Raw genomic sequence first — 17,242 nt, 5'->3', positions numbered from 1 at the left:
GCTACGCGTCGTCGTTGCGGACGAAGATCTTGTATTTCAGATCCTCATCGCGGAGCTCTTCCATGATCCGTTCGGCGATCACCTCCCTCGGGTTGTGGAGGCCGCCGACGCGGTCGGAGAGATCCTCGAAGCTCTCGAATGGCTGGCGTTTCCGCTTATCGATGATCTTGTTACGGAGCTTTTTGCCGATCCCGGGCAGCAGATTCAGCTGGTGGAGCCGGAGACTGATCGGCTGGGCGTCGTTGTAGAAATCGACGAACCGCTGTTCGTCGGCGTCGATGATGGCTTCGATGGCGTATTCGAGCTCCGAGACCGCGGAGTTCGAGAGATCGTCGTACTTGATGGTGGTGACCTCCTCGATCACCGAGTCCTCGGCCCCGTCGTCGATGGGGATCCGGTCGACGATGTTCACGTCGGCGTCCTCGGTGAGGGTCAACTCCAACAGCTCGAAGCTCCCGGTTTCGAGGGCGTAGGCCAGCGACGCCTTCTGGTACTGCGGGCGGGTATCGTCGGGCCGGCCGTGGGGGAGGTAATCGACGATCACGGCCTCGCGGCTCGAAGCCTCGGGCTCGCTAGCATCGTCCTCGGTGTTGGACATAGCGATACGTACGCAAACGAGCTATTTAAAAAATCGCCTCCGCGGTGCGGTCGGTGCCTGCGGTGAGTGACTCAGACGTATTTGGCGACAACGTCGAGGATGTCGTCGAGCTCCTCGCCGTCGAGCGAAAACCGCTCGTTGGCGTAGATCGCCCGCAGCTCGGTGCGATCCTCGGGCAGCAGGTCGGCGATCCGGTGGGCGATCTCCTCGGAGACCTTATCCAGCTCACGGAGATCGTCGACGAGTTCGCGGGACTCCTCGGCCTCCAAAACCGCGTGTCGGTTGACGTGTTCGATGGCGCGGGCGAGCTCATACCGCAGGTCGCGCTCCTCGTCATCGGCACGCTCGTCTTCGACCTCGTTGAGGAGCGACTTCGCCTCGGAGATGGTGATATACTCCTCGTCGAGCTTCTCCTTGAAGATCGTCATTCCTCTTGGGCGCGCAGGTGGGCCGGGCGGGCGATGATCGTCTTCTCTTTGCCGCCGTCGGTGATCGACACGGTGTAGGCACTGCCCTGGGTGCCGGTGACCTTCCCGGTGTGGCCGTTAAATCGCGGGTGGAAGCGACCCTCCGGCACGCTCGGATCGAGCGTCAGATGGACGCTTTGGCCGACATCGAACTCTTCGATCGCTCGCTGTGGCGGGGAAGTACCGCTCTCTCGGGGTGGATTTGAGAGTTTGCCGCGTGTCGTGTTGAGGGGCCCGTTTGAACTTGGCATAGTAGTACCGGCGGTTGTCCGCGTCGGGGTATAAATGGTGCGTTCCGTCGCCCCCACGTGAGGATATCACATGGGCGGTCGCAAAACCCCCGGTGTCGACGGGGTCGACAGCCACCCTATCGCCGCAAAAACTCCGAGAGTCGCTTGCGGATCCCGTCTTGCTCGCCGAGCTTGAGATAGTAGGCGTCGCCGTTGTCCTCGTAGTAGCCGTCGATCCGGCGGTCGATCTCGAAGCCGAGATGCTGATAGAACCCCAACGCCGATTCGTTGCTCGTGCGGGCATGACAGGTGATCGTTGTGTGCTCCTCGGCGATCTCGGCGACCAGCCGTTCGCCGTACCCCTGTCCGCGAGCTTCGGGGGCGACAGCCAAAAACAGGATGTAGCCGTCACGCCGCACCGAGCCAAAGGCGACGAGTGTCTCATCCTCGAAATACAGCAGCGTTGCCGCCCGCCGGTAGGCATCGGTGAAGAAGCCGCGTCGCTGTTTGAGAACACCCTCCTGGCGGTGGATGCGCTCTTTGAGTTGCCACGCGCGGTCGACGTGATCTGTCTCACCCGGCCCGTCACGCCGCCGTTCGATATTGACACTCACTACCTGTGGTATGCACTACGAGAGTATTAATTCCACCGTCCCGGCAGTCAGTAGGGGAGTCGGTTCGACAGTCGGTGAGGGGTTGCTCTTCCGGTGGTGTCGAAACGGGTCGTGACGCTGTGCGATGGAGAGGAACCCAACGATGCTGATCGATGCTTGTGAGACCCCCCAGCGTGCCGGGAACCATCCATCTAACGACACGCATCGATGCGCAGTCACGGCGTAGCCCACGCTCTCGACCGGTGGTATTAGGAGGTTCACGTCCATATATACGGTATGCACTACCGCTTTCGTCGCGTGGTTGGAGCCCTGACCGCCCTCCTTGTCGCCGCCCACTTCCTTGTTGGGTCGGCGGCCGCCCACATCGAGTACGTCACGCCCGGCGGCGAGCCACAGGATGTTGTCGCCTTCCTGACCGACGCGCTGACGACGCCGTTCATCGTCGCCGTGTTACTCGGCGGCTTTCTCGCCATCGTCGCCGGCTTGGCCGTCTATCTCTACGTCCGGCCGTTTCCGGCTGACATCGCCGCCTTTCGGGCGATCATGGACGACTACAGGGATCTCCTTCCGTGGCTGTTCCGGCTGAGCATGGGGATGCCGATGATCGGCGCGGGCTTCGGCGGCTACTTCTTCAGCCCGGCTGTCGAGCTGCCGTATCCGACCGCCCTCCGGCTGTTCGGGATCAGCGTCGGCTTTCTCCTGCTGTTCGGGTTGGCGACACGGGTCGTCGCCGTCGGCACCCTGCTGATCTATCTGGCCGTGTTGCCATCGGAGCCAGGGCTGTTGTTGGCCTTCGAGTATATCCCTGGCTTGCTGGCGATCGCCTTACTCGGCGGTGGCCGGCCGAGTGCTGACGCGATGATCGCTCGGATGGCTGACGACGATCGCACCGTCTACTCCGATTTCGATCCCTTCTACCGCCGGGTTGCGGTGCCGTTTGCCGAGCGGATCGAACCCTACACCGCGTTGGTGCCGACGCTGCTGCGGGGTGGGATCGGCGTTGCGTTCATCTACCTTGGGATCAGCCAGAAGCTCCTGCGGCCTGGTGCATCGCTGGCAGTCGTCGAGAAATACAATCTGACGGCCGTCGTCCCCGTCGAGCCGGAACTTTGGGTGATCGGTGCCGGGCTGACCGAAGCCCTCGTCGGCGTGATGTTCATCTTTGGGGCGTTCACGCGGGGGTTCTCGCTTGTCGCCTTCGGGCTGTTCGTGACGACGCTGTTCGGGCTGCCGGACGATCCGGTCGTCGCCCACATCTCGCTGTTCGGGCTGGTCTCCGCGCTGTTGATCACCGGGGCTGGCCCGTACTCGGTTGACGGGTGGCTCAAATCGAAGTTCGGGGCTGCCGCCGATGTCGTTGGCAGCGACGACAGCGAGCAGCGTGAGTCACCGACAGCAGAGGAATCAGTCGGCGGCGACTGAGGCGAGACACGATATCTCGGTTGCGGGAACCGTGGTGTACTCAGTCGCGGCTGGGATGTGTTTTGCTTGGTCGAAGCGGATTACAGCAGCGCGAACAACGCGATCCCACCGAGGATCGACACCACGAACAGGGCTGCGAGGATCCCCCAGAGGATCTTCGCTCCTTTCCGCCCGCCGAGTTCGACCGCGGCGATCCCAAGGATGCCGGTGAGGATCACCGTCCAGATCTCCAGCGCGCTCTGGGATTTTCCTTCGCCTCTGTCAGCCTTGATGTAGAAGTATGCTGGCACGAGAAGGCCGATCGGGAGGGTTAACAATCCGACGAGGATCGCGGCTAGCCATACGAGAGTCGAATACTGATCAGTAAGGGAATCAGTGTCCATACGTCAGCACGCACGTCTCATCGGGAAAAACCCACGCTCTTGTGACTGTTCAGAAATAACCTGGTAATAACTCAGTGGAGGGCAACTTTCACCGTAGTTCTATACACCAGCTGAGGTATCACCGACGTATTTTGCGTCGCTGAACCCGAGCAGCGGCCAAAACAGGAAAGGCAATATCGTCAGCCCAATACCGTACCCCGGCCCTTTTTTGAAGTTTTTGGCGACATCGATGAAGACGACGGCTGCTGCCACGAAATTGATCACAGGGATCACAAACAAGATGATGAACCACGTCGGTTTGTCGGCGATGTCGAGGAGATAAAAGATGTTGAGAAACGGAATAAAGGCTCCCCATCCGGGTTTATCTGCTTTCTCAAACGCCTTCCACATCCCAACTGCGGGGATGAGAAACACGGCGAAAAACAGCAGTAGTCCTACTATGAGTCCGATACCACCGAGTAGTCCTCCACTTTCTTGGAGCGGTACCGCTCCTGTGATGGCTAATGCTAAGCTCATTGGAACTCCATCTCGACTGATCTGTAGGAGTTACTAAAAAAGAGTGATCGTAACAAAAATAGACAGTAAATATCTACTATCTTAGATATAATATTTGGATAAAATGAATTCACCCTCTCTTCATTAATTCTGGTCGCTCCGTTCCCGCGACGATCAGCCCGAAGGCGATCAGTGTCAACACCGCCGTCAGGAGGATCGCCACGGTGTAGCCGTCGGTGGCGGCGATGGTCGCGGTGCCGAGCGGCGGCATCACCAGCGAGCCGACCCCGGCAGCAACGTTGAACACGCCGATGACGGCGGTATCTTTCTCCGGCGGGTAGACCGTCAGCAACACCGGAATGTACAGCGTCGCACAGCCACCCAACCCGAGACCGATGAGGCCGACGCTGCCGATCAACAGCCCCGGCGACGGCGCGGCCAGCAGCGTGAGCCCGGCGGTGGCACAGCCAAGCGAGAGTAAAAACGCCCGCCGCGAGCCCAGCCGATCGCCGAGGTAGCCGCCGCCGATCCGGGAGATGATGCTCACGCCGCCGATCAGCCCGAAGGCGGTCGACGCCGCGGTCTCGCTCAGCCCGCGGGACGCAAAGAGGTCGACGGCGAACGCCGCCAGCAGCTGATACCACGCGAAGGCCAACCCGATGCCGACAAAGAGATACTGGAACTGGCGGGTTCGGGCCAGCCCGCCGACCCAGCCGACCAGATCGCCGATCGTCGTCGACGCTTCCTCGACCCACGGCGGGCGTCGACACAGCAGGCCGGCGGCCAGAAATGTGAGCGTCGTCACCGACATGATCGCCAGAAACCCCTGTCGGACACCGAAGTCGGCGATGGCGATCTGCCAGATCGGCGGCAACACGAACAGCCCCAGCCCGTTGCCGACGAAGATCAGCCCGGTCGCCGCGCCGCGTCGCCGTTCGAACCACCGGGGGACAACCGAGGCGACGACGACGAACTGCGTGCCGAGTGCCAACCCTAACACCGCAAAGACGACGAGCAGGCCAAGATACGAATCAAGGACGTACAGCGCGGGGGCGGTCAGCCCGGTCGCGGCCGCCGCGGCCAGCAGCACCGCCCGCGCGGGCCACCGTACCGACAGCACGCCGACGATTCCCGAGCCGATAAAGAAGGTGAACAACATGACCGAAAACACCGTCGACAGCGCGACCGGCGCGATCCCGAAGGCGTTGCTGAAGGGCTCCCGAAAGATGCCATACGAGAGCGGCGTCCCGAAGGTGAACACCATCGCCACCGCGCCGACGGTAGCGATCAGCCAGCCGTGGCGACTGTCAGGGCCTGCGTCGAGCGACACACAGACGCTATCCATCGCCGAGCAAAAGGGCCCGCGATCGCTGTCGAACGGTAGTTCTTTTGCCGAACCGACCCACCCTCACCCATGACCAGTTTGGGACTGGTGGTCGCCCAATTCAACAGCGCGGTCACCACGGAGATGCGAGCCGCCGCCGAGGATGCGGCCGCCGAGCGTGACGCCGAACTCAGCGATGTACTGGAAGTACCCGGAGCCTACGACGCGCCGCTGGCGGCCGACCGCCTCGCCCGCCGCGAGGGCATCGACGCTGTCGCCGTCATCGGCGCGATCGTCACCGGTGACACCGACCACGATCAGGTGATCGCCGACGCCGCCGCACAGGGACTGACCGACGTGAGCCTCGATCGGGATACGCCGGTGACCTTCGGCGTCAGCGGGCCGGGGATGAGCGGGGCGGAGGCCCGCGAGCGCGCCGACAAGGGAGCGGAAGCGGTAAACGCCGCCGTGGACATGGTCGAGGTACTACCATGAACATGGAGTTCGCAGACCGCGTCCAGCGGGTCGAACCGAGCGCGACGCTGGCGATCAGCAACCTCTCCAGTGAACTCGAAGCCGAGGGGATCGATGTCGTCGATCTCTCGGTCGGCGAGCCTGACTTCCCGACGCCCGACAACATCATCGAGGCCGGCAAGGAAGCGATGGACGCCGGGCACACGGGCTACACGTCCTCGAACGGGATTCTCGAACTCCGGGAGGCTCTCGCCGAGAAACTCACCGGACAGGGGATCGACGCCGACGCCGACGAGATCATCGTCACCCCCGGCGGGAAACAGGGTCTCTATGAGGCGATCAATACGCTGATCGATGACGGCGACGAGGTCGTCCTCCTTGATCCGGCGTGGGTCTCCTACGAGGCGATGGTCAAACTGTCGGGTGGCTCGCTCAACCGCGTTGATCTCTCGCCGTACGGCTTCCAACTCGAACCCGGTCTTGACGACCTCGCCGACGCTGTCTCCGACGAGACCGAACTCCTCGTCGTCAACTCGCCGTCGAACCCAACCGGCGCGGTCTACTCCGACGAAGCCCTCGAAGGCGTCCGCGATCTCGCGGTCGAACACGACTTCGCCGTCATCTCGGATGAGATCTACGAGCGGATCACCTACGGCGTCGAGCCGACCTCGCTGGGCTCCCTTGAGGGGATGGAAGACCGGACAATCACGCTCAACGGCTTCTCGAAGGCGTTTTCGATGACCGGCTGGCGGCTCGGCTACATCCACGCCCCCCAAGACCTCATCGATCAGGCCGGCAAGCTTCACTCCCACTCTGTTTCCTGTGCGGTCAACTTCGTCCAACACGCCGGCCTCGAAGCCCTCTCGGAGCGCACCGACGACTCGGTCGTCGAGATGCGCGAGGCGTTCCGCGAGCGACGCGATATGCTGGCCGACCTCTTCGCCGAGCACGGCGTCGATGTCCCGGTCGGCGACGGCGCGTTCTACATGATGATCCCTGTCGACGATGACGATCAGACGTGGTGTGAGGAGGCGATTCAGGAGGCTCACGTCGCCACGGTTCCGGGCAGTGCTTTCGGCGCGCCCGGCTACGCGCGAATCTCCTACGCTGCCAGCGAAGAGCGACTCCGCGAAGCGGTCGATCGCCTCGTTGAGGGCGGCTTCCTGTAAGCCGGGTTCGTACCACGATCGCCGCACCGGTTGTCGCTTCTTTCTGCTCGCTACGCTTCTCGCCTCGAAAAAATCGAAAAACGGGAGCCGCGTTACTCGTCGCTGAGCTTGCTGTAGGAGCCGACGAGGCTGTCGGTGAGGTCGATTCCCTTGATGGTCGCCTTCTCGTCGAAGACGGTGTCGGTCAGTTCGGCGTCCTCGACGTGAGCGTCGGGGAAGATGAGGGAATCCGTGATTCTCGAATCCTTGACTGTTGCGCCGGACATGACGTGAGTCGACCCGCTCAGGTTGCTGTTTTCGACGGTCGCATCGTCGGCAATCTTCGGCTCGCCGCCGAGCTTCCAGTCGACGGCGTCGAGATAGGCGGCGGCCTCGCCGATGTCGAACCAGACGTCCTCGAAGGTGAAGGCGTGGACGGACTGGCGGTTCTGGAGCCACTGGAGGAACCAGCCGGGCTCGTCGGGGTTCTCGTCGTTGGCGAGGTAGGTGTCGAACTTCGGCAGGACGTTCGCCGGGAACGCGTAGCAGGCGATCGATGCGAGGGTGGTGTTGGGGTTATCGGGCTTCTCTTGGAAGTTGATAACCTCGTCGCCGTCGAGTTCGACGAGGCCGTAGGATTTGGCGCGTTCGAGATCGCCGACGTCGTAGGCCGCCAGCACCGGCGACTGTTTGTCCCCGAAGAAGTCGACGAAGTCCTCGATGTCGAAGCCGACCATGTTGTCGCCGGCGATGATGAGCAGGTCGTCGTCGAGGCCTTCGCGGTCGATGAGCTGGGCGAGCGCGCCGACGACGCCGAACTTCTCGTCCTCGTCGCTGGTGTCCTCAACGGAGAGCTGGGGCTTCTCGTAGCCCTGCTCGTCGACGTAGTTCTCGAAGTCGGCGGCGAACCGCTCGTTGGTGCTGATATACACGTCCTCGACGTCATCGTTGTCGTCGAGTTGGGCGAGCGTTTTGTCGATCACCGTGGTGTCGCCGACCGGCAAGAGCATCTTCGGTCGGTTCCGCGTGATCGGCCACATTCGCGTTGCGTAGCCACCGGCAAGAACAATTGCGTCCATGGACGGACAAGCTACCGCCGGTGACTTATACTCTGTTATTGGGATGGTATGCCGTAACACTCCCAGCCGCTGCCGGCTGTTCGGCTCAGGAACCGAGCCGATCGGCGACCGGTCGGCGATCGTCGCCCGCGGCCGTGATCGATCGCAGCGTCGCGGTCGCCTCGGCGTCGAACCACAGCTGCCGTCGCCACCACGGGCCGTTCCCGGAATCGTTCGACAACTCGGTGACGAGCTTGTTGGCTGCCGCCCCCGATTCGGGCGTACTGAGTGGAACCGCCCGATCGAAGAGTCGGGACTCCTCGCCCCCGCGAACCAACACCTTCGCGTCGAACTCGGCGCGCTTGCGGTGGGCGTTGCTGGCGAACGCCGCCCTGCCGGCCGGCGACAACGACTGACAGGCGTCGCTGTCGAGAACCTCGGCGATCCGAAACTCGCCGATCAGGTACGCGCCCCACTCCGGGGCGACCCAGCCGACGGCGTCGTCGAGATCGACACCTTCGGGTGGCTCGTGTGTTGTCAACGTCGCATAGAAGTACAGCGAATCGCCGGGCTCTAACTCGCTGATCGGGCCGGCCTTGACCCCGTGTTCGTCGCCGTAGGTGAACGAGTCACAGCAGGGATAGCCCGCGAACTCGGGATCGAGATGCACCGCTCTATCGCGGCTGTCGGCCGGCAGTTCAAATGGCAGGGTCGGGAGTTCGGCCAGCAGGTCGTCGTAGGTTGGAACGCTGGCTGCCGGATCGATCGCTTCGCGTTCGGGAATTGGGAGATAGACAAAGCTGCCATCGGGGTAGATCGGCCCGCGTACGCCCGGAATGTTCGTGTTGGCGGCGACGTTGATGGCGAGCGCGCGGGCCACGCCACTCACTCGCTGGTCGGCGGCGTATCCGCGTCCTGCGCCGCCTCCGGCGTCGTTGGTGGCGCGTCCGGCGGCGACAGCGTCCGCTGGAACTCATCGAAGATCTCGACCTCGTTGTCGATCTCGTGGTGGATCTCCCGCTCGGACTGTCGGTGAGTAAGCCGGCCGTCATCAATCGACTCGGCGGTCTCTTCCCAGCCGGGTTTGATCTTGACGCTTTTGGCCGGGGTGCCGACGACGATGTGGTGGGCCGGCACATCGCCCTGCACCATCGCGCGCGCACCGACCACCGCGTTCTCGCCGACCCGACAGCCCGCCCGCACCATCGCGTCGTATGTCACGCGGGCGTCGTCGTCGACGATCGTGTGGTAGTTGTCAACGTGTGTTTGATCGACCAGATCGTGATCGTGGCTGTAGATGTGGACGCCATCGGAGATCGAGACGCGGTCGCCGACGGTCAGCTTCCCGCGGTCGTCGAGGTGGACATCGTCGTGGACGACGACGTTGTCGCCGACCGAGATGTTGTGGCCGTAGGTGAACGTGATCCCCTTGAAAAATCGGCAGTTGTCGCCACACTCATCGAAAAGGTGGTTTGCGAGCATCTGCCGAAACTGCAGTGCGAAGGCGACGTTGTCGGCCATCGGCGTCGCGTCGAACTGTCGCCAGAGCCACTGAAGATGCTTTGATTCCTCGAAGCGATCCTCGTCTTTTTCGGCATAGTATTCCGATTCCAGCGTTGTGTTACACGGATCATACCCCTGCAACCGAACGCGGGTCGCCGGCGACACGTCCTCGCCGGCCTGCCAGGCCTCGTAGGCTTCTCGGTCGCCGAAAAGATCGACAAGCACGTCGGTCACAACCTCGCAGGTATCCTCCGGCCCCGAGAGCCGTTCATCCACCGACTCGATGAAGCGATCGACCCCGTCGGCTGCCGCGGCCGGCAGGGACACGTGTCGCTTGGTCATTGGCGTGAGTTGCCTACGAGCAAATAAATGGATTCGGTTGTGTGGGTGTTACCGGCCGTCGTCAGAGCCACCCAGATTGGTTAGGCAGCAAATAGGTTTTGTATCTTGCGACACAATACCAATCAATGCTCGTTCGGGAGCTGATGACGACCGATCTCGTGACCGCCCCGATCGAGACTGACATGCAGCGGGTCGCCAAGCGCATGCTGAACGCCCGCGTTGGGAGTATCATCATCACGAGCGACGGCACCCCAACTGGGATCGTCACCGAGTCCGACGCGTTGCGGGTCGGCTACGCCGCCGACAAACCTTTCTCTGCGGTGCCGGTGCAGGCGGCGATGAGCCACCCGCTGGTGACGATCGAGCCGACGGCGACGGTTCGGGCCGCCACCAACCGGATGGTCGACGAGGAGATCAAGAAGCTGCCGGTCGTTTCGGAGCTGGAGCTTCACGGTATCCTCACGATGACCGACATCATCCGCGCTCACAGCGACCTGCTCAAGGAAGCCCGGACGATCGAACAGGGACGCGGCCTGCATGATCCCGACGACTGGCAGCCCTCCGAGGAGTAATCCCGGGTGCGAAACAGGATGGCTAACTGTCCTGATCGCTATCGAGTAGCCATGCACTCACAATCGACCGCCACACAAGGTTCCGTTCCTGGAGGCCATCGATGACGCCGCTCGTTCCGGTGGTAGCCGTCACGGTCGTCGCCCATGCGGTGCTCGCCGTCGCCGTGGTCGTTCACGCTCGCCGCACCAACCGCGACCCCGGCTACTGGCTGCCGGCAACGCTGCTGTTCGGTCTCATCGGCGTCGCGGGCTACCTGTGGAGCCGGTAACACGGTCGGCGTTGCACTCGTCTCCTCACGCGGCAGTCACCCCTTGTCTTCCGTTCGAAATCGCATGCAGTCCCGCCGACACACCATCCCACAACCACTTTCACTCCGCCGTCAGACACCCGATGAGTAGTCGTAACGGTATTACCCTCGGCCCTGTCTTGGTTGGGTATGGTCGAAAACGTACTCTGGCCGGCGTATTTCGATGCCGACCTGACGCGATCCGAGGGCCGGCGGGTCGCGGCCGATCTCGCCGTCGCCCAGCCCGATGTCGACGAGATCGCCACCGCCGTCCAGCAGATCGGCTACGACGCCGTGATCGAACGCGACAAGACGTATCCCCGAGCCTTCGAGCCACGCGGCCGCGTGCTCGTGACGGGCGCGGAGGATACGAAAAACGATCTCGTCCAAGCCGTCGGGGCGTATCTCGGCGTCCTCCGGGAGTAAGATGCAGCGGATCGGCACCGTCGACAAAACCGCTCAAGGGCTCGGGATCGTTGCCCTCGATACCGACGAGACACCCGACATCGGCCGCATGGTCATCGACGAGTCGCTGTCGACGGTCGGCCGGATCGTCGACATCTTTGGCCCGGTTGCCAGCCCGTATGCGGCGATCACACCGACCGACGGGGCGTCGCTGACGGATCTGGTTGGGACGACGCTGTACGCCGAGTAGCACTACCCGACCAATTCTTCCGGTGGGATCGCACCGTGGCGATGCAGTTCCGTATCGAACGTGACCAGTGTTCCGTCGATGTGTTCCGCGCTGGCGAGCATGAGCGCGTCCATCGCGGTTACGTAGGTTTCCTGTTGAATGTCGTCAGCCTGCTGGAGAAGAATCGAACTGTGTGAGACTGGCTCCGCGTATGCTCGGACGGTCTGTTCGATCTGTTCGATCTCCGATCGGTTATACTGGTATTTCGTCGCCAAGACGTTCCGAATCTCCATGAGACTGTAGATCGAGGAGTAGAACTCACGGTCAGTGTTCAGAAGCGCGCGGGCACCGTCGGATCGATCCGTATCGTCGGTAACGATCGCAATAAAAACATTCGAATCGAGGAAGACCGTCATATCTCTTCACGTGATTCACGAACCGCAGCCACCGGATCGACATCGACCTCCGTGTCAACAGCCAGCGCGGCGAGTGCGTCACCGAACGGCACGTTAGTATCGACGGTCTCTTCGATCTCCTCCGACCGCCACTCCATGCCTGTCATACGTAGTCCGAGAACCTGGAGTCTGTTAATTTCTCCGGCCGCTGACAACGGCCGTCGCCAAACACAACGGCCAAACCCCCCACCGTCCAAAGGCGACCATGTTCCCCCGGGAGTATCGCGGCGTCGCCGTCGCCGTCGTGTTGTTCCTTCTCGTCCAACTCGGCGCGCTCGCGTTGGTGCAGACGTTTTTCGATCAGGGCTATCAAGCCGTCGACGATCCCAGCGACCCGACCAACAGCCTGCTCTATATCGGTGCGGTGTTAGTCGCCACGGTGTTCTTCCTGGCGGCGTTCAAATACGATCTCGACTGGGTCGTTCGCGTCGTCATCGTCGCCACCAGCGGGATGCTCTCGTGGTACGTCTTTAGCGCGGTTGCGCCCTCCGGCGTCGCCGCAGTTCTCGGTGCCGGCATCTCCGTTGGGCTGTGGGTCTACCCCGAGTGGTACGTCGTCGACACCGCTGGCGTCCTGATGGGTGCGGGTGCGGCCGGACTGTTCGGGATCACCTTCGGCTTGCTGCCGGCGATCGTTCTGCTGTCGGTGTTGGCGGTCTACGACGCGATCAGCGTCTACAAGACCGAACACATGCTGGATCTCGCTGACGGCGTCATGGATCTCCGGATTCCGGTCATTCTGGTGATCCCGCTGTCGTGGTCGTACTCGCTGTTGGAGGATGTTGGCAGCGACGCGGACAGCGATAACGACGACGTTGGCGACGAAGCTGGCGAGAATGATGCCAACGAGGCTGACGAGGCAGACGACGCAACCACCGATCCAAGCGACGACATCGCCCCCGGCGACGACGAGCGTGAAGCCTTCTTTATCGGCCTCGGCGACGCCGTGATCCCGGGTGTGATGGTCGCCAGCGCGGCCTTCTTCTCGTCGGCCCCGCAGTACGCTGTGCCGCTCATCGAACTCAACACGCCCGCGTTGTTCTCGCTGGTCGGCACGCTCGCCGGTCTGCTCGTCCTCATGTCCATGGTTATGAAGGGCAAACCGCATGCCGGATTGCCCTTGCTCAACGGTGGTGCGATCGGTGGCTACTTGCTCGGCGCGCTGTGGGTCGGGATTCCGCTTGCTGAAGCGGTCGGGATCACGGGCTTACTCTAAGCCGCGGTAGCCTGATCAGTCGTCGACGCCTTCCCGTACTTTGACGGCCATCCCGCTCTCGAAATCCGCCATCGCGTCCGCCGAGAGTTCAGCGCGGCCGACCGCCAGCAGGTCGCCGCGTTCGTGGACAACAAGCACCTCGTCGCCGGGTCGGATCTCCGGGTCGACCTCGCTGACGAACTTAGCAAAGGCGTTCTTGCCCTCCCGAACAAACGGCTCTGAGTCGTCGCCGACGACAACGCGGCAGCGCGGGTGACCGAACGCAGCAGCCAGCCGCCGGCCGCCGGCGATGCCAAGGGTGAATCGCCCGTCGACGCCGTAGGAGACCAATCGGTCACCGTCGGCGACAAGCTGCCGTGGGCGACCGCTACTGGAGCGGCGGATCTCGATGGCCTCGCCGGGCGGGAACAGTGCTTCGCCCGCGCCCGCCCCGAACTGGTAGTCGGCGATCGTCCGCAGCTCGTCGAGCCCGCGGTCGTGATTGCTGGCGTCATCGTCGTTCGCGCCGTCGCTCGGGGTCGTCGCCCCCCGACCGGCTCCCTCATCGCTCATACAGTGATGTCTCGCCGGTCGTACAAAAGCAGGGTGTGTCCGTGGTGATGATATCGACGATCGCTACGATACCAGTCGGCTTCGAACCCACGCCAGCAGCGCGAACAGGACAAGCCCGATAGCGACGCCGGCGAGCGTGCTCTGGAGCAGCGTCCGCCCGAGCGCGAGGCCGATCGCCAGCCCGAACGTAAACGGCAGGGCAAGCCCCTCGATCTGTTTGCTCGTGGCCATCTTACAGGAGAAACTGCTCTTTGTTGTCGGCGAGATCGGTGAACTCATCTGTCGCGTCGATCAGCTCCTCGGCCGTCGAGGAGGCGAAGGCCATTACCTCGACTCGGACGCCCTCGTGGCGGAGATGCGAACAGAGCCGCGAGAAATCGCCGTCGCCGGTACACAGCACGACCGTGTCGACGTGGTCGGCCAGCGTGACCGCATCGAGGCTCATCCCGACATCCCAGTCGGCCTTCTTGCTGCCATCACCAAATGTTTTGATCGCCTTGATCTTGGTCTCGAAGCCGATGTCGACGAGGGCGTCGAAGAAATCCTCCTCGTTTGGCGCGTCCGCCCGGATCACGTAAGCGATCGCTCGGGTCAGCTCCCGGCCGGCGACCGCCTCGGTCAACAACCCTTCGTAGTCGATGTTGCGTGAGTAGTCGCTGTGGGCCGTATGATAGAGGTTCTGGGAATCCGCCAGCACGGCCACCCGCTGATCGGGGTGAATATCGGTCATACCGATCCACGACCGGCCGGCGTGTTGAGCCTGTCGCACCCGCCCTGGAACCGATGCTATCGGCTCCGATCGTTGGTGCGGGTCACCGGTTGAATTTCACGTTTGGATCCGTGATCGATTTGCTGATAAACGGGTGGTCGACCGTTTTCTCGACCGTTCCGTCCTTTGCGTGCACCTCCAGATGCTTGAAATTAAACTGCTCTTGGGCCTGTTTGCCGTACTCGTAGGCCTGTTGAACCGCGCTTGCGGAGCCGAAGATGTAGCGTTCGCCCTCAGGGACGACGACCCACTTTTTCAGCAGCGGGCTGTAGGTCACCCGCAGCGTGCTAAACAGGTCGTTCCAGTAGATGTCGCCGACGCTTGACTCCGAATCCCACCGCAGCGTACAGGGGTGGCGGTCGGCCTCAAGCCGATCTGAGGCGGCCGCCATCGCCTCCATGCGCCGGTCGTGTACGGAAAACACCGCCGCTTTCTCGGGGTTGTGCCGAAACTCACGACAGACGTACCCCTGTTCGATCTCGATGACCTCAATTGGCTGCTTGCAGGGCGGGGGTGATGCCCCACCGACCGGCGATGCGATCGAGCGGCCGTTCGACACGATACCGATAGCTCCCGTGGAACGCATAAATAAGTTAGCAAGACAGGATCGATCTTGCCGTTATCATCCAAATCAGCCGAAAAATGTTGAATAGTTGAATAGTCACCCGACAGCCACAGATCGACGACAGCGGTCTCAGAGCCGCGAGCGAACCCGATCGATCGCCGGCAACGAGACCCCGAGCACGTCGGCGACGGCGTCGGCCGCGCTCAACAGCCAGTCGGCGCGCTCGATCCGTGAATCGAGATCGCCGGGGCCGAGTCGGTACCGTTCGACGAGCGTTTCGATCGTTGCTCCTTCGCTCCACTCGGCAAGGATGCGGGCGGTTTTGACCGCCTCAAGCCACCGCTCGAACTCCTCGGCTTCGCTCATCGCGGTGGTAAACTCGTCGGCGTGCCGGCGGGCGTACTCGTAGATCGCCGCTCGCTCCTCGTTGCCGAGGTAGGTATCGTGCATATCCGGCGTATCACAGATGATCTCCAAGGCGGTGAGCGCGGTCGGCTCGGTCATCTCCGCGGCCCGCCGCAGCCCCTCGACAATCTGCACCCCGGTTTCGGGGGTGATATACTGCGTGGAGACGGTCGCGCCGATCTCCGTCGCCGCCAGCACGCTACTGTCCTCGTCGGTGCCATCAGCCGCGTTGCGGACGACCAGCCCCATCTCGATCAGCTCCTCGATGACGGCGGCGACGATGCCAGCGAGGTCGTCGACGGGTGTCTGGTGGGCGTAAAACGTCGCCGCCAACAGATCCAGGATCCCGGATTCGGTCTCGGCGAAGCCGGAGGCGATGATCGACAGCACGTGGGTTCGCAGCGCGGCTTCGCTTGCCAGCTTCGATTCGACGGCCTCGGGGTCGGCATCGAGATACCGCTCGGCTAACGCCTCGGGGTCGTCGGTGTCGACGAGGATCGCCTCGCCGTAGGGGTCGAGATGCGGCCGGCCCGCCCGCCCACACATCTGGTGGATCTCAAGGACGGGCAGCCACTCGGTTCCCGAGCCGGTGTAGCGTTGCTGGTCGCGGACGACAACCCGGCGGGCAGGGACGTTGACGCCGGCGGCCAGCGTCGGCGTCGCACAGATGGCGTCCAGCGTCCGCTCCCGAAACGCCGATTCGACGAGCGCACGGTGGCCGCTTCGGAGCCCGGCGTGGTGGAAGGCGACGCCATCGCGCACGCAGTCGGCGAGTCGTTCCCCGGTGACGGTACCGTCGAGGGTTTCGATCTCGCTTGCGACGGCCTCGCGGTCGGCCTGCGTGGCGTCGCCGGTGCTGTTGTCTTCCTCGCCGCGCAGTCGCTCGGCGAGCGATTCGGCCTCCCGCCGGGAGCGAACGAATGCCAGCGACTGGCCGCCGTCGGCGAGGGCATCGTCGACGAGCCGGGCTGTGGTTTCGGTATCGAGATCTGCCTCGGGTGGCAGTTCCGTGGCGTCGATCCCGAGCGGGTCAGACGTATCGTCGTCGTACGTGACCGCGTCGGCGTCGGCAACGCCGGTGCGGAGATCGACGGGTCGCCAGTCGGATTCGACGAGCTCCGCGCCGAGCCAGTCGGCGATCTCGTCGGCGTTGGCGACGGTCGCCGACAGCGCGACCAGCTGGACACCTGGTGTGAGCCGCCGGAGGTGCGCCAGCGTCACCTCCAGTGTCGGCCCACGATCCGCCTGGCCGAGCAGGTGTACCTCGTCGACGACGACACAGCCGATGTCGTCGACCCAGGAGGCACCGTTGCGGATCGCCGAATCAACCTTCTCGCTGGTGGCGACGACGATATCGTGGTCGGCGAGTTCGGCCGCCGGCGAGTCGTAATCGCCGGTCGCAATGCCGACATCGACACCCGGCAGCTCGCTGAACGTGGCATGTTTTTCGGTGGCGAGCGCGCGCAGCGGGACGATGTAGAGACCCGGCCCGTCGGCGGTCAGCATGGCAAGCTGGGCGATCAGGGTCTTGCCACTGGCGGTCGGGATCGCCGCCATGACGTTCTCGCCGTCACAGATCCCGGCGGCGACCGTCTCGGCTTGCGGTGGGTACAGCTCCTCGATCCCCTGACGCTGGAAGTGGGCGACGTGTGGCGTCGCAAGCGGCAACGCATCAACCTGCATCTACCGAACGCTGCGGCCTACTTGCCTAAAAGCCTATGCGGCCCAG

The 17,242-nt window shown here is 63.1% G+C and carries 25 protein-coding genes; 8 read left to right on the top strand and 17 right to left on the bottom strand.

Translation table 11 applies throughout. The annotated features are described in order from the left end of the window. Position 1: 1 nt before the first annotated feature. The 4 genes from EWF95_RS11720 to EWF95_RS11705 form a co-directional block, all read right to left on the bottom strand. Complete coding sequence (locus EWF95_RS11720; RefSeq protein WP_142444259.1) at positions 2-598, bottom strand: DUF655 domain-containing protein; 597 nt, start codon at positions 596-598, stop codon at positions 2-4. A gap of 71 nt (positions 599-669) precedes the next feature. Continuing rightward, on the bottom strand, positions 670-1,026 hold the full coding sequence (locus tag EWF95_RS11715; RefSeq protein ID WP_142444258.1) for an RNA polymerase Rpb4 family protein: 357 nt from the start codon (positions 1,024-1,026) through the stop codon (positions 670-672). Next, positions 1,023-1,316, bottom strand: a complete 294-nt coding sequence (locus EWF95_RS11710; RefSeq protein ID WP_142444257.1) for a 50S ribosomal protein L21e — start codon at positions 1,314-1,316, stop codon at positions 1,023-1,025. The genes EWF95_RS11715 and EWF95_RS11710 overlap by 4 nt, the downstream gene beginning before the upstream one ends. 116 nt (positions 1,317-1,432) lie before the next feature. Continuing rightward, positions 1,433-1,909, bottom strand: coding sequence for a GNAT family N-acetyltransferase (locus EWF95_RS11705; RefSeq protein WP_142444256.1), 477 nt, complete (start codon positions 1,907-1,909; stop codon positions 1,433-1,435). Between the two features lie 276 nt (positions 1,910-2,185). Between EWF95_RS11705 and EWF95_RS11700 the strand changes: the two genes are divergently transcribed. Next, positions 2,186-3,331: a DoxX family protein gene (locus EWF95_RS11700; RefSeq protein ID WP_142444255.1), complete on the top strand. Its 1,146-nt coding sequence runs from the start codon at positions 2,186-2,188 to the stop codon at positions 3,329-3,331. 80 nt (positions 3,332-3,411) lie between these two features. Here the strand turns inward: EWF95_RS11700 and EWF95_RS11695 are convergent, their stop codons facing one another. The 3 genes from EWF95_RS11695 to EWF95_RS11685 form a co-directional block, all read right to left on the bottom strand. Continuing rightward, complete coding sequence (locus EWF95_RS11695) at positions 3,412-3,714, bottom strand: hypothetical protein (protein ID WP_142444254.1); 303 nt, start codon at positions 3,712-3,714, stop codon at positions 3,412-3,414. Positions 3,715-3,813: 99 nt separating this feature from the next. Continuing rightward, positions 3,814-4,230, bottom strand: a complete 417-nt coding sequence (locus EWF95_RS11690) for a DUF5684 domain-containing protein (protein WP_142444253.1) — start codon at positions 4,228-4,230, stop codon at positions 3,814-3,816. 109 nt (positions 4,231-4,339) lie between these two features. Further along, entirely contained in the window at positions 4,340-5,473 is a 1,134-nt protein-coding gene (locus EWF95_RS11685; protein ID WP_142444323.1) for an MFS transporter, read from the bottom strand. Between the two features lie 150 nt (positions 5,474-5,623). Here EWF95_RS11685 and ribH point away from each other — a divergent pair, with 150 nt between their 5' ends. Together ribH and EWF95_RS11675 are read left to right on the top strand one after the other, a co-directional pair. Continuing rightward, on the top strand, positions 5,624-6,028 hold the full coding sequence (gene ribH / locus EWF95_RS11680) for a 6,7-dimethyl-8-ribityllumazine synthase (protein ID WP_142444252.1): 405 nt from the start codon (positions 5,624-5,626) through the stop codon (positions 6,026-6,028). Further along, entirely contained in the window at positions 6,025-7,176 is a 1,152-nt protein-coding gene (locus EWF95_RS11675) for a pyridoxal phosphate-dependent aminotransferase (RefSeq protein WP_142444251.1), read from the top strand. Before ribH ends, EWF95_RS11675 begins: the two co-directional genes overlap by 4 nt. Before the next feature lie 92 nt (positions 7,177-7,268). Here the strand turns inward: EWF95_RS11675 and EWF95_RS11670 are convergent, their stop codons facing one another. The 3 genes from EWF95_RS11670 to EWF95_RS11660 all read right to left on the bottom strand — a co-directional run bounded on the left by EWF95_RS11670 (position 7,269) and on the right by EWF95_RS11660 (position 10,058). After that, positions 7,269-8,234: a sugar phosphate nucleotidyltransferase gene (locus EWF95_RS11670; protein ID WP_142444250.1), complete on the bottom strand. Its 966-nt coding sequence runs from the start codon at positions 8,232-8,234 to the stop codon at positions 7,269-7,271. 85 nt (positions 8,235-8,319) lie between these two features. Then, positions 8,320-9,093, bottom strand: coding sequence for an Nmad3 family putative nucleotide modification protein (locus EWF95_RS11665; protein WP_142444249.1), 774 nt, complete (start codon positions 9,091-9,093; stop codon positions 8,320-8,322). A gap of 5 nt (positions 9,094-9,098) precedes the next feature. Further along, positions 9,099-10,058 carry an acyltransferase gene (locus EWF95_RS11660; RefSeq protein WP_142444248.1) on the bottom strand — a complete coding sequence of 320 codons (960 nt, stop codon included), beginning with the start codon at positions 10,056-10,058 and terminating at the stop codon, positions 9,099-9,101. Positions 10,059-10,183: 125 nt separating this feature from the next. Here EWF95_RS11660 and EWF95_RS11655 point away from each other — a divergent pair, with 125 nt between their 5' ends. The 4 genes from EWF95_RS11655 to EWF95_RS11645 all read left to right on the top strand — a co-directional run bounded on the left by EWF95_RS11655 (position 10,184) and on the right by EWF95_RS11645 (position 11,572). Then, positions 10,184-10,630: a CBS domain-containing protein gene (locus tag EWF95_RS11655; RefSeq protein ID WP_142444247.1), complete on the top strand. Its 447-nt coding sequence runs from the start codon at positions 10,184-10,186 to the stop codon at positions 10,628-10,630. A gap of 101 nt (positions 10,631-10,731) precedes the next feature. Further along, positions 10,732-10,899, top strand: coding sequence for a hypothetical protein (locus tag EWF95_RS13635; protein ID WP_185911780.1), 168 nt, complete (start codon positions 10,732-10,734; stop codon positions 10,897-10,899). 168 nt (positions 10,900-11,067) lie between these two features. After that, on the top strand, positions 11,068-11,343 hold the full coding sequence (gene srp19 / locus EWF95_RS11650; RefSeq protein WP_142444246.1) for a signal recognition particle subunit SRP19: 276 nt from the start codon (positions 11,068-11,070) through the stop codon (positions 11,341-11,343). 1 nt (position 11,344) lies between these two features. Beyond that, positions 11,345-11,572: an H/ACA ribonucleoprotein complex subunit GAR1 gene (locus EWF95_RS11645; RefSeq protein ID WP_142444245.1), complete on the top strand. Its 228-nt coding sequence runs from the start codon at positions 11,345-11,347 to the stop codon at positions 11,570-11,572. Positions 11,573-11,574: 2 nt separating this feature from the next. On the opposite strand, the gene EWF95_RS11640 is transcribed toward EWF95_RS11645, so the two are convergent. Next, positions 11,575-11,967 (bottom strand): type II toxin-antitoxin system VapC family toxin, encoded by a 393-nt coding sequence (locus tag EWF95_RS11640; RefSeq protein WP_142444244.1) that lies wholly within the window; start codon positions 11,965-11,967, stop codon positions 11,575-11,577. After that, positions 11,964-12,113 carry a hypothetical protein gene (locus EWF95_RS13630; protein WP_185911779.1) on the bottom strand — a complete coding sequence of 50 codons (150 nt, stop codon included), beginning with the start codon at positions 12,111-12,113 and terminating at the stop codon, positions 11,964-11,966. The genes EWF95_RS11640 and EWF95_RS13630 overlap by 4 nt, the downstream gene beginning before the upstream one ends. A 98-nt stretch (positions 12,114-12,211) precedes the next feature. Between EWF95_RS13630 and EWF95_RS11635 the strand changes: the two genes are divergently transcribed. Next, the gene (locus tag EWF95_RS11635; RefSeq protein WP_142444243.1) at positions 12,212-13,222 is read left to right on the top strand and encodes a presenilin family intramembrane aspartyl protease PSH; all 1,011 of its coding nucleotides are present in this window, start codon (positions 12,212-12,214) and stop codon (positions 13,220-13,222) included. 15 nt (positions 13,223-13,237) lie between these two features. On the opposite strand, the gene EWF95_RS11630 is transcribed toward EWF95_RS11635, so the two are convergent. The 5 genes from EWF95_RS11630 to EWF95_RS11615 all read right to left on the bottom strand — a co-directional run bounded on the left by EWF95_RS11630 (position 13,238) and on the right by EWF95_RS11615 (position 17,196). After that, positions 13,238-13,774, bottom strand: a complete 537-nt coding sequence (locus EWF95_RS11630; protein ID WP_142444242.1) for a PUA domain-containing protein — start codon at positions 13,772-13,774, stop codon at positions 13,238-13,240. A 63-nt stretch (positions 13,775-13,837) separates the two neighbouring features. Continuing rightward, on the bottom strand, positions 13,838-14,005 hold the full coding sequence (locus tag EWF95_RS13625) for a hypothetical protein (RefSeq protein ID WP_185911778.1): 168 nt from the start codon (positions 14,003-14,005) through the stop codon (positions 13,838-13,840). A gap of 1 nt (position 14,006) precedes the next feature. Beyond that, positions 14,007-14,504 carry a LabA-like NYN domain-containing protein gene (locus tag EWF95_RS11625; protein WP_142444241.1) on the bottom strand — a complete coding sequence of 166 codons (498 nt, stop codon included), beginning with the start codon at positions 14,502-14,504 and terminating at the stop codon, positions 14,007-14,009. 82 nt (positions 14,505-14,586) lie between these two features. After that, positions 14,587-15,102 (bottom strand): hypothetical protein, encoded by a 516-nt coding sequence (locus tag EWF95_RS11620; protein ID WP_142444240.1) that lies wholly within the window; start codon positions 15,100-15,102, stop codon positions 14,587-14,589. A gap of 135 nt (positions 15,103-15,237) precedes the next feature. Beyond that, a complete protein-coding gene (locus tag EWF95_RS11615; RefSeq protein WP_142444239.1) occupies positions 15,238-17,196 on the bottom strand; it encodes a DEAD/DEAH box helicase in 1,959 nt (652 codons plus the stop codon). Positions 17,197-17,242 lie beyond the last annotated feature (46 nt).

It is taken from the genome of Halonotius roseus (assembly GCF_006861655.1).
GTDB classification, from domain to species: domain Archaea; phylum Halobacteriota; class Halobacteria; order Halobacteriales; family Haloferacaceae; genus Halonotius; species Halonotius roseus.
This window is presented reverse-complemented; position numbering and strand designations above follow the sequence as displayed.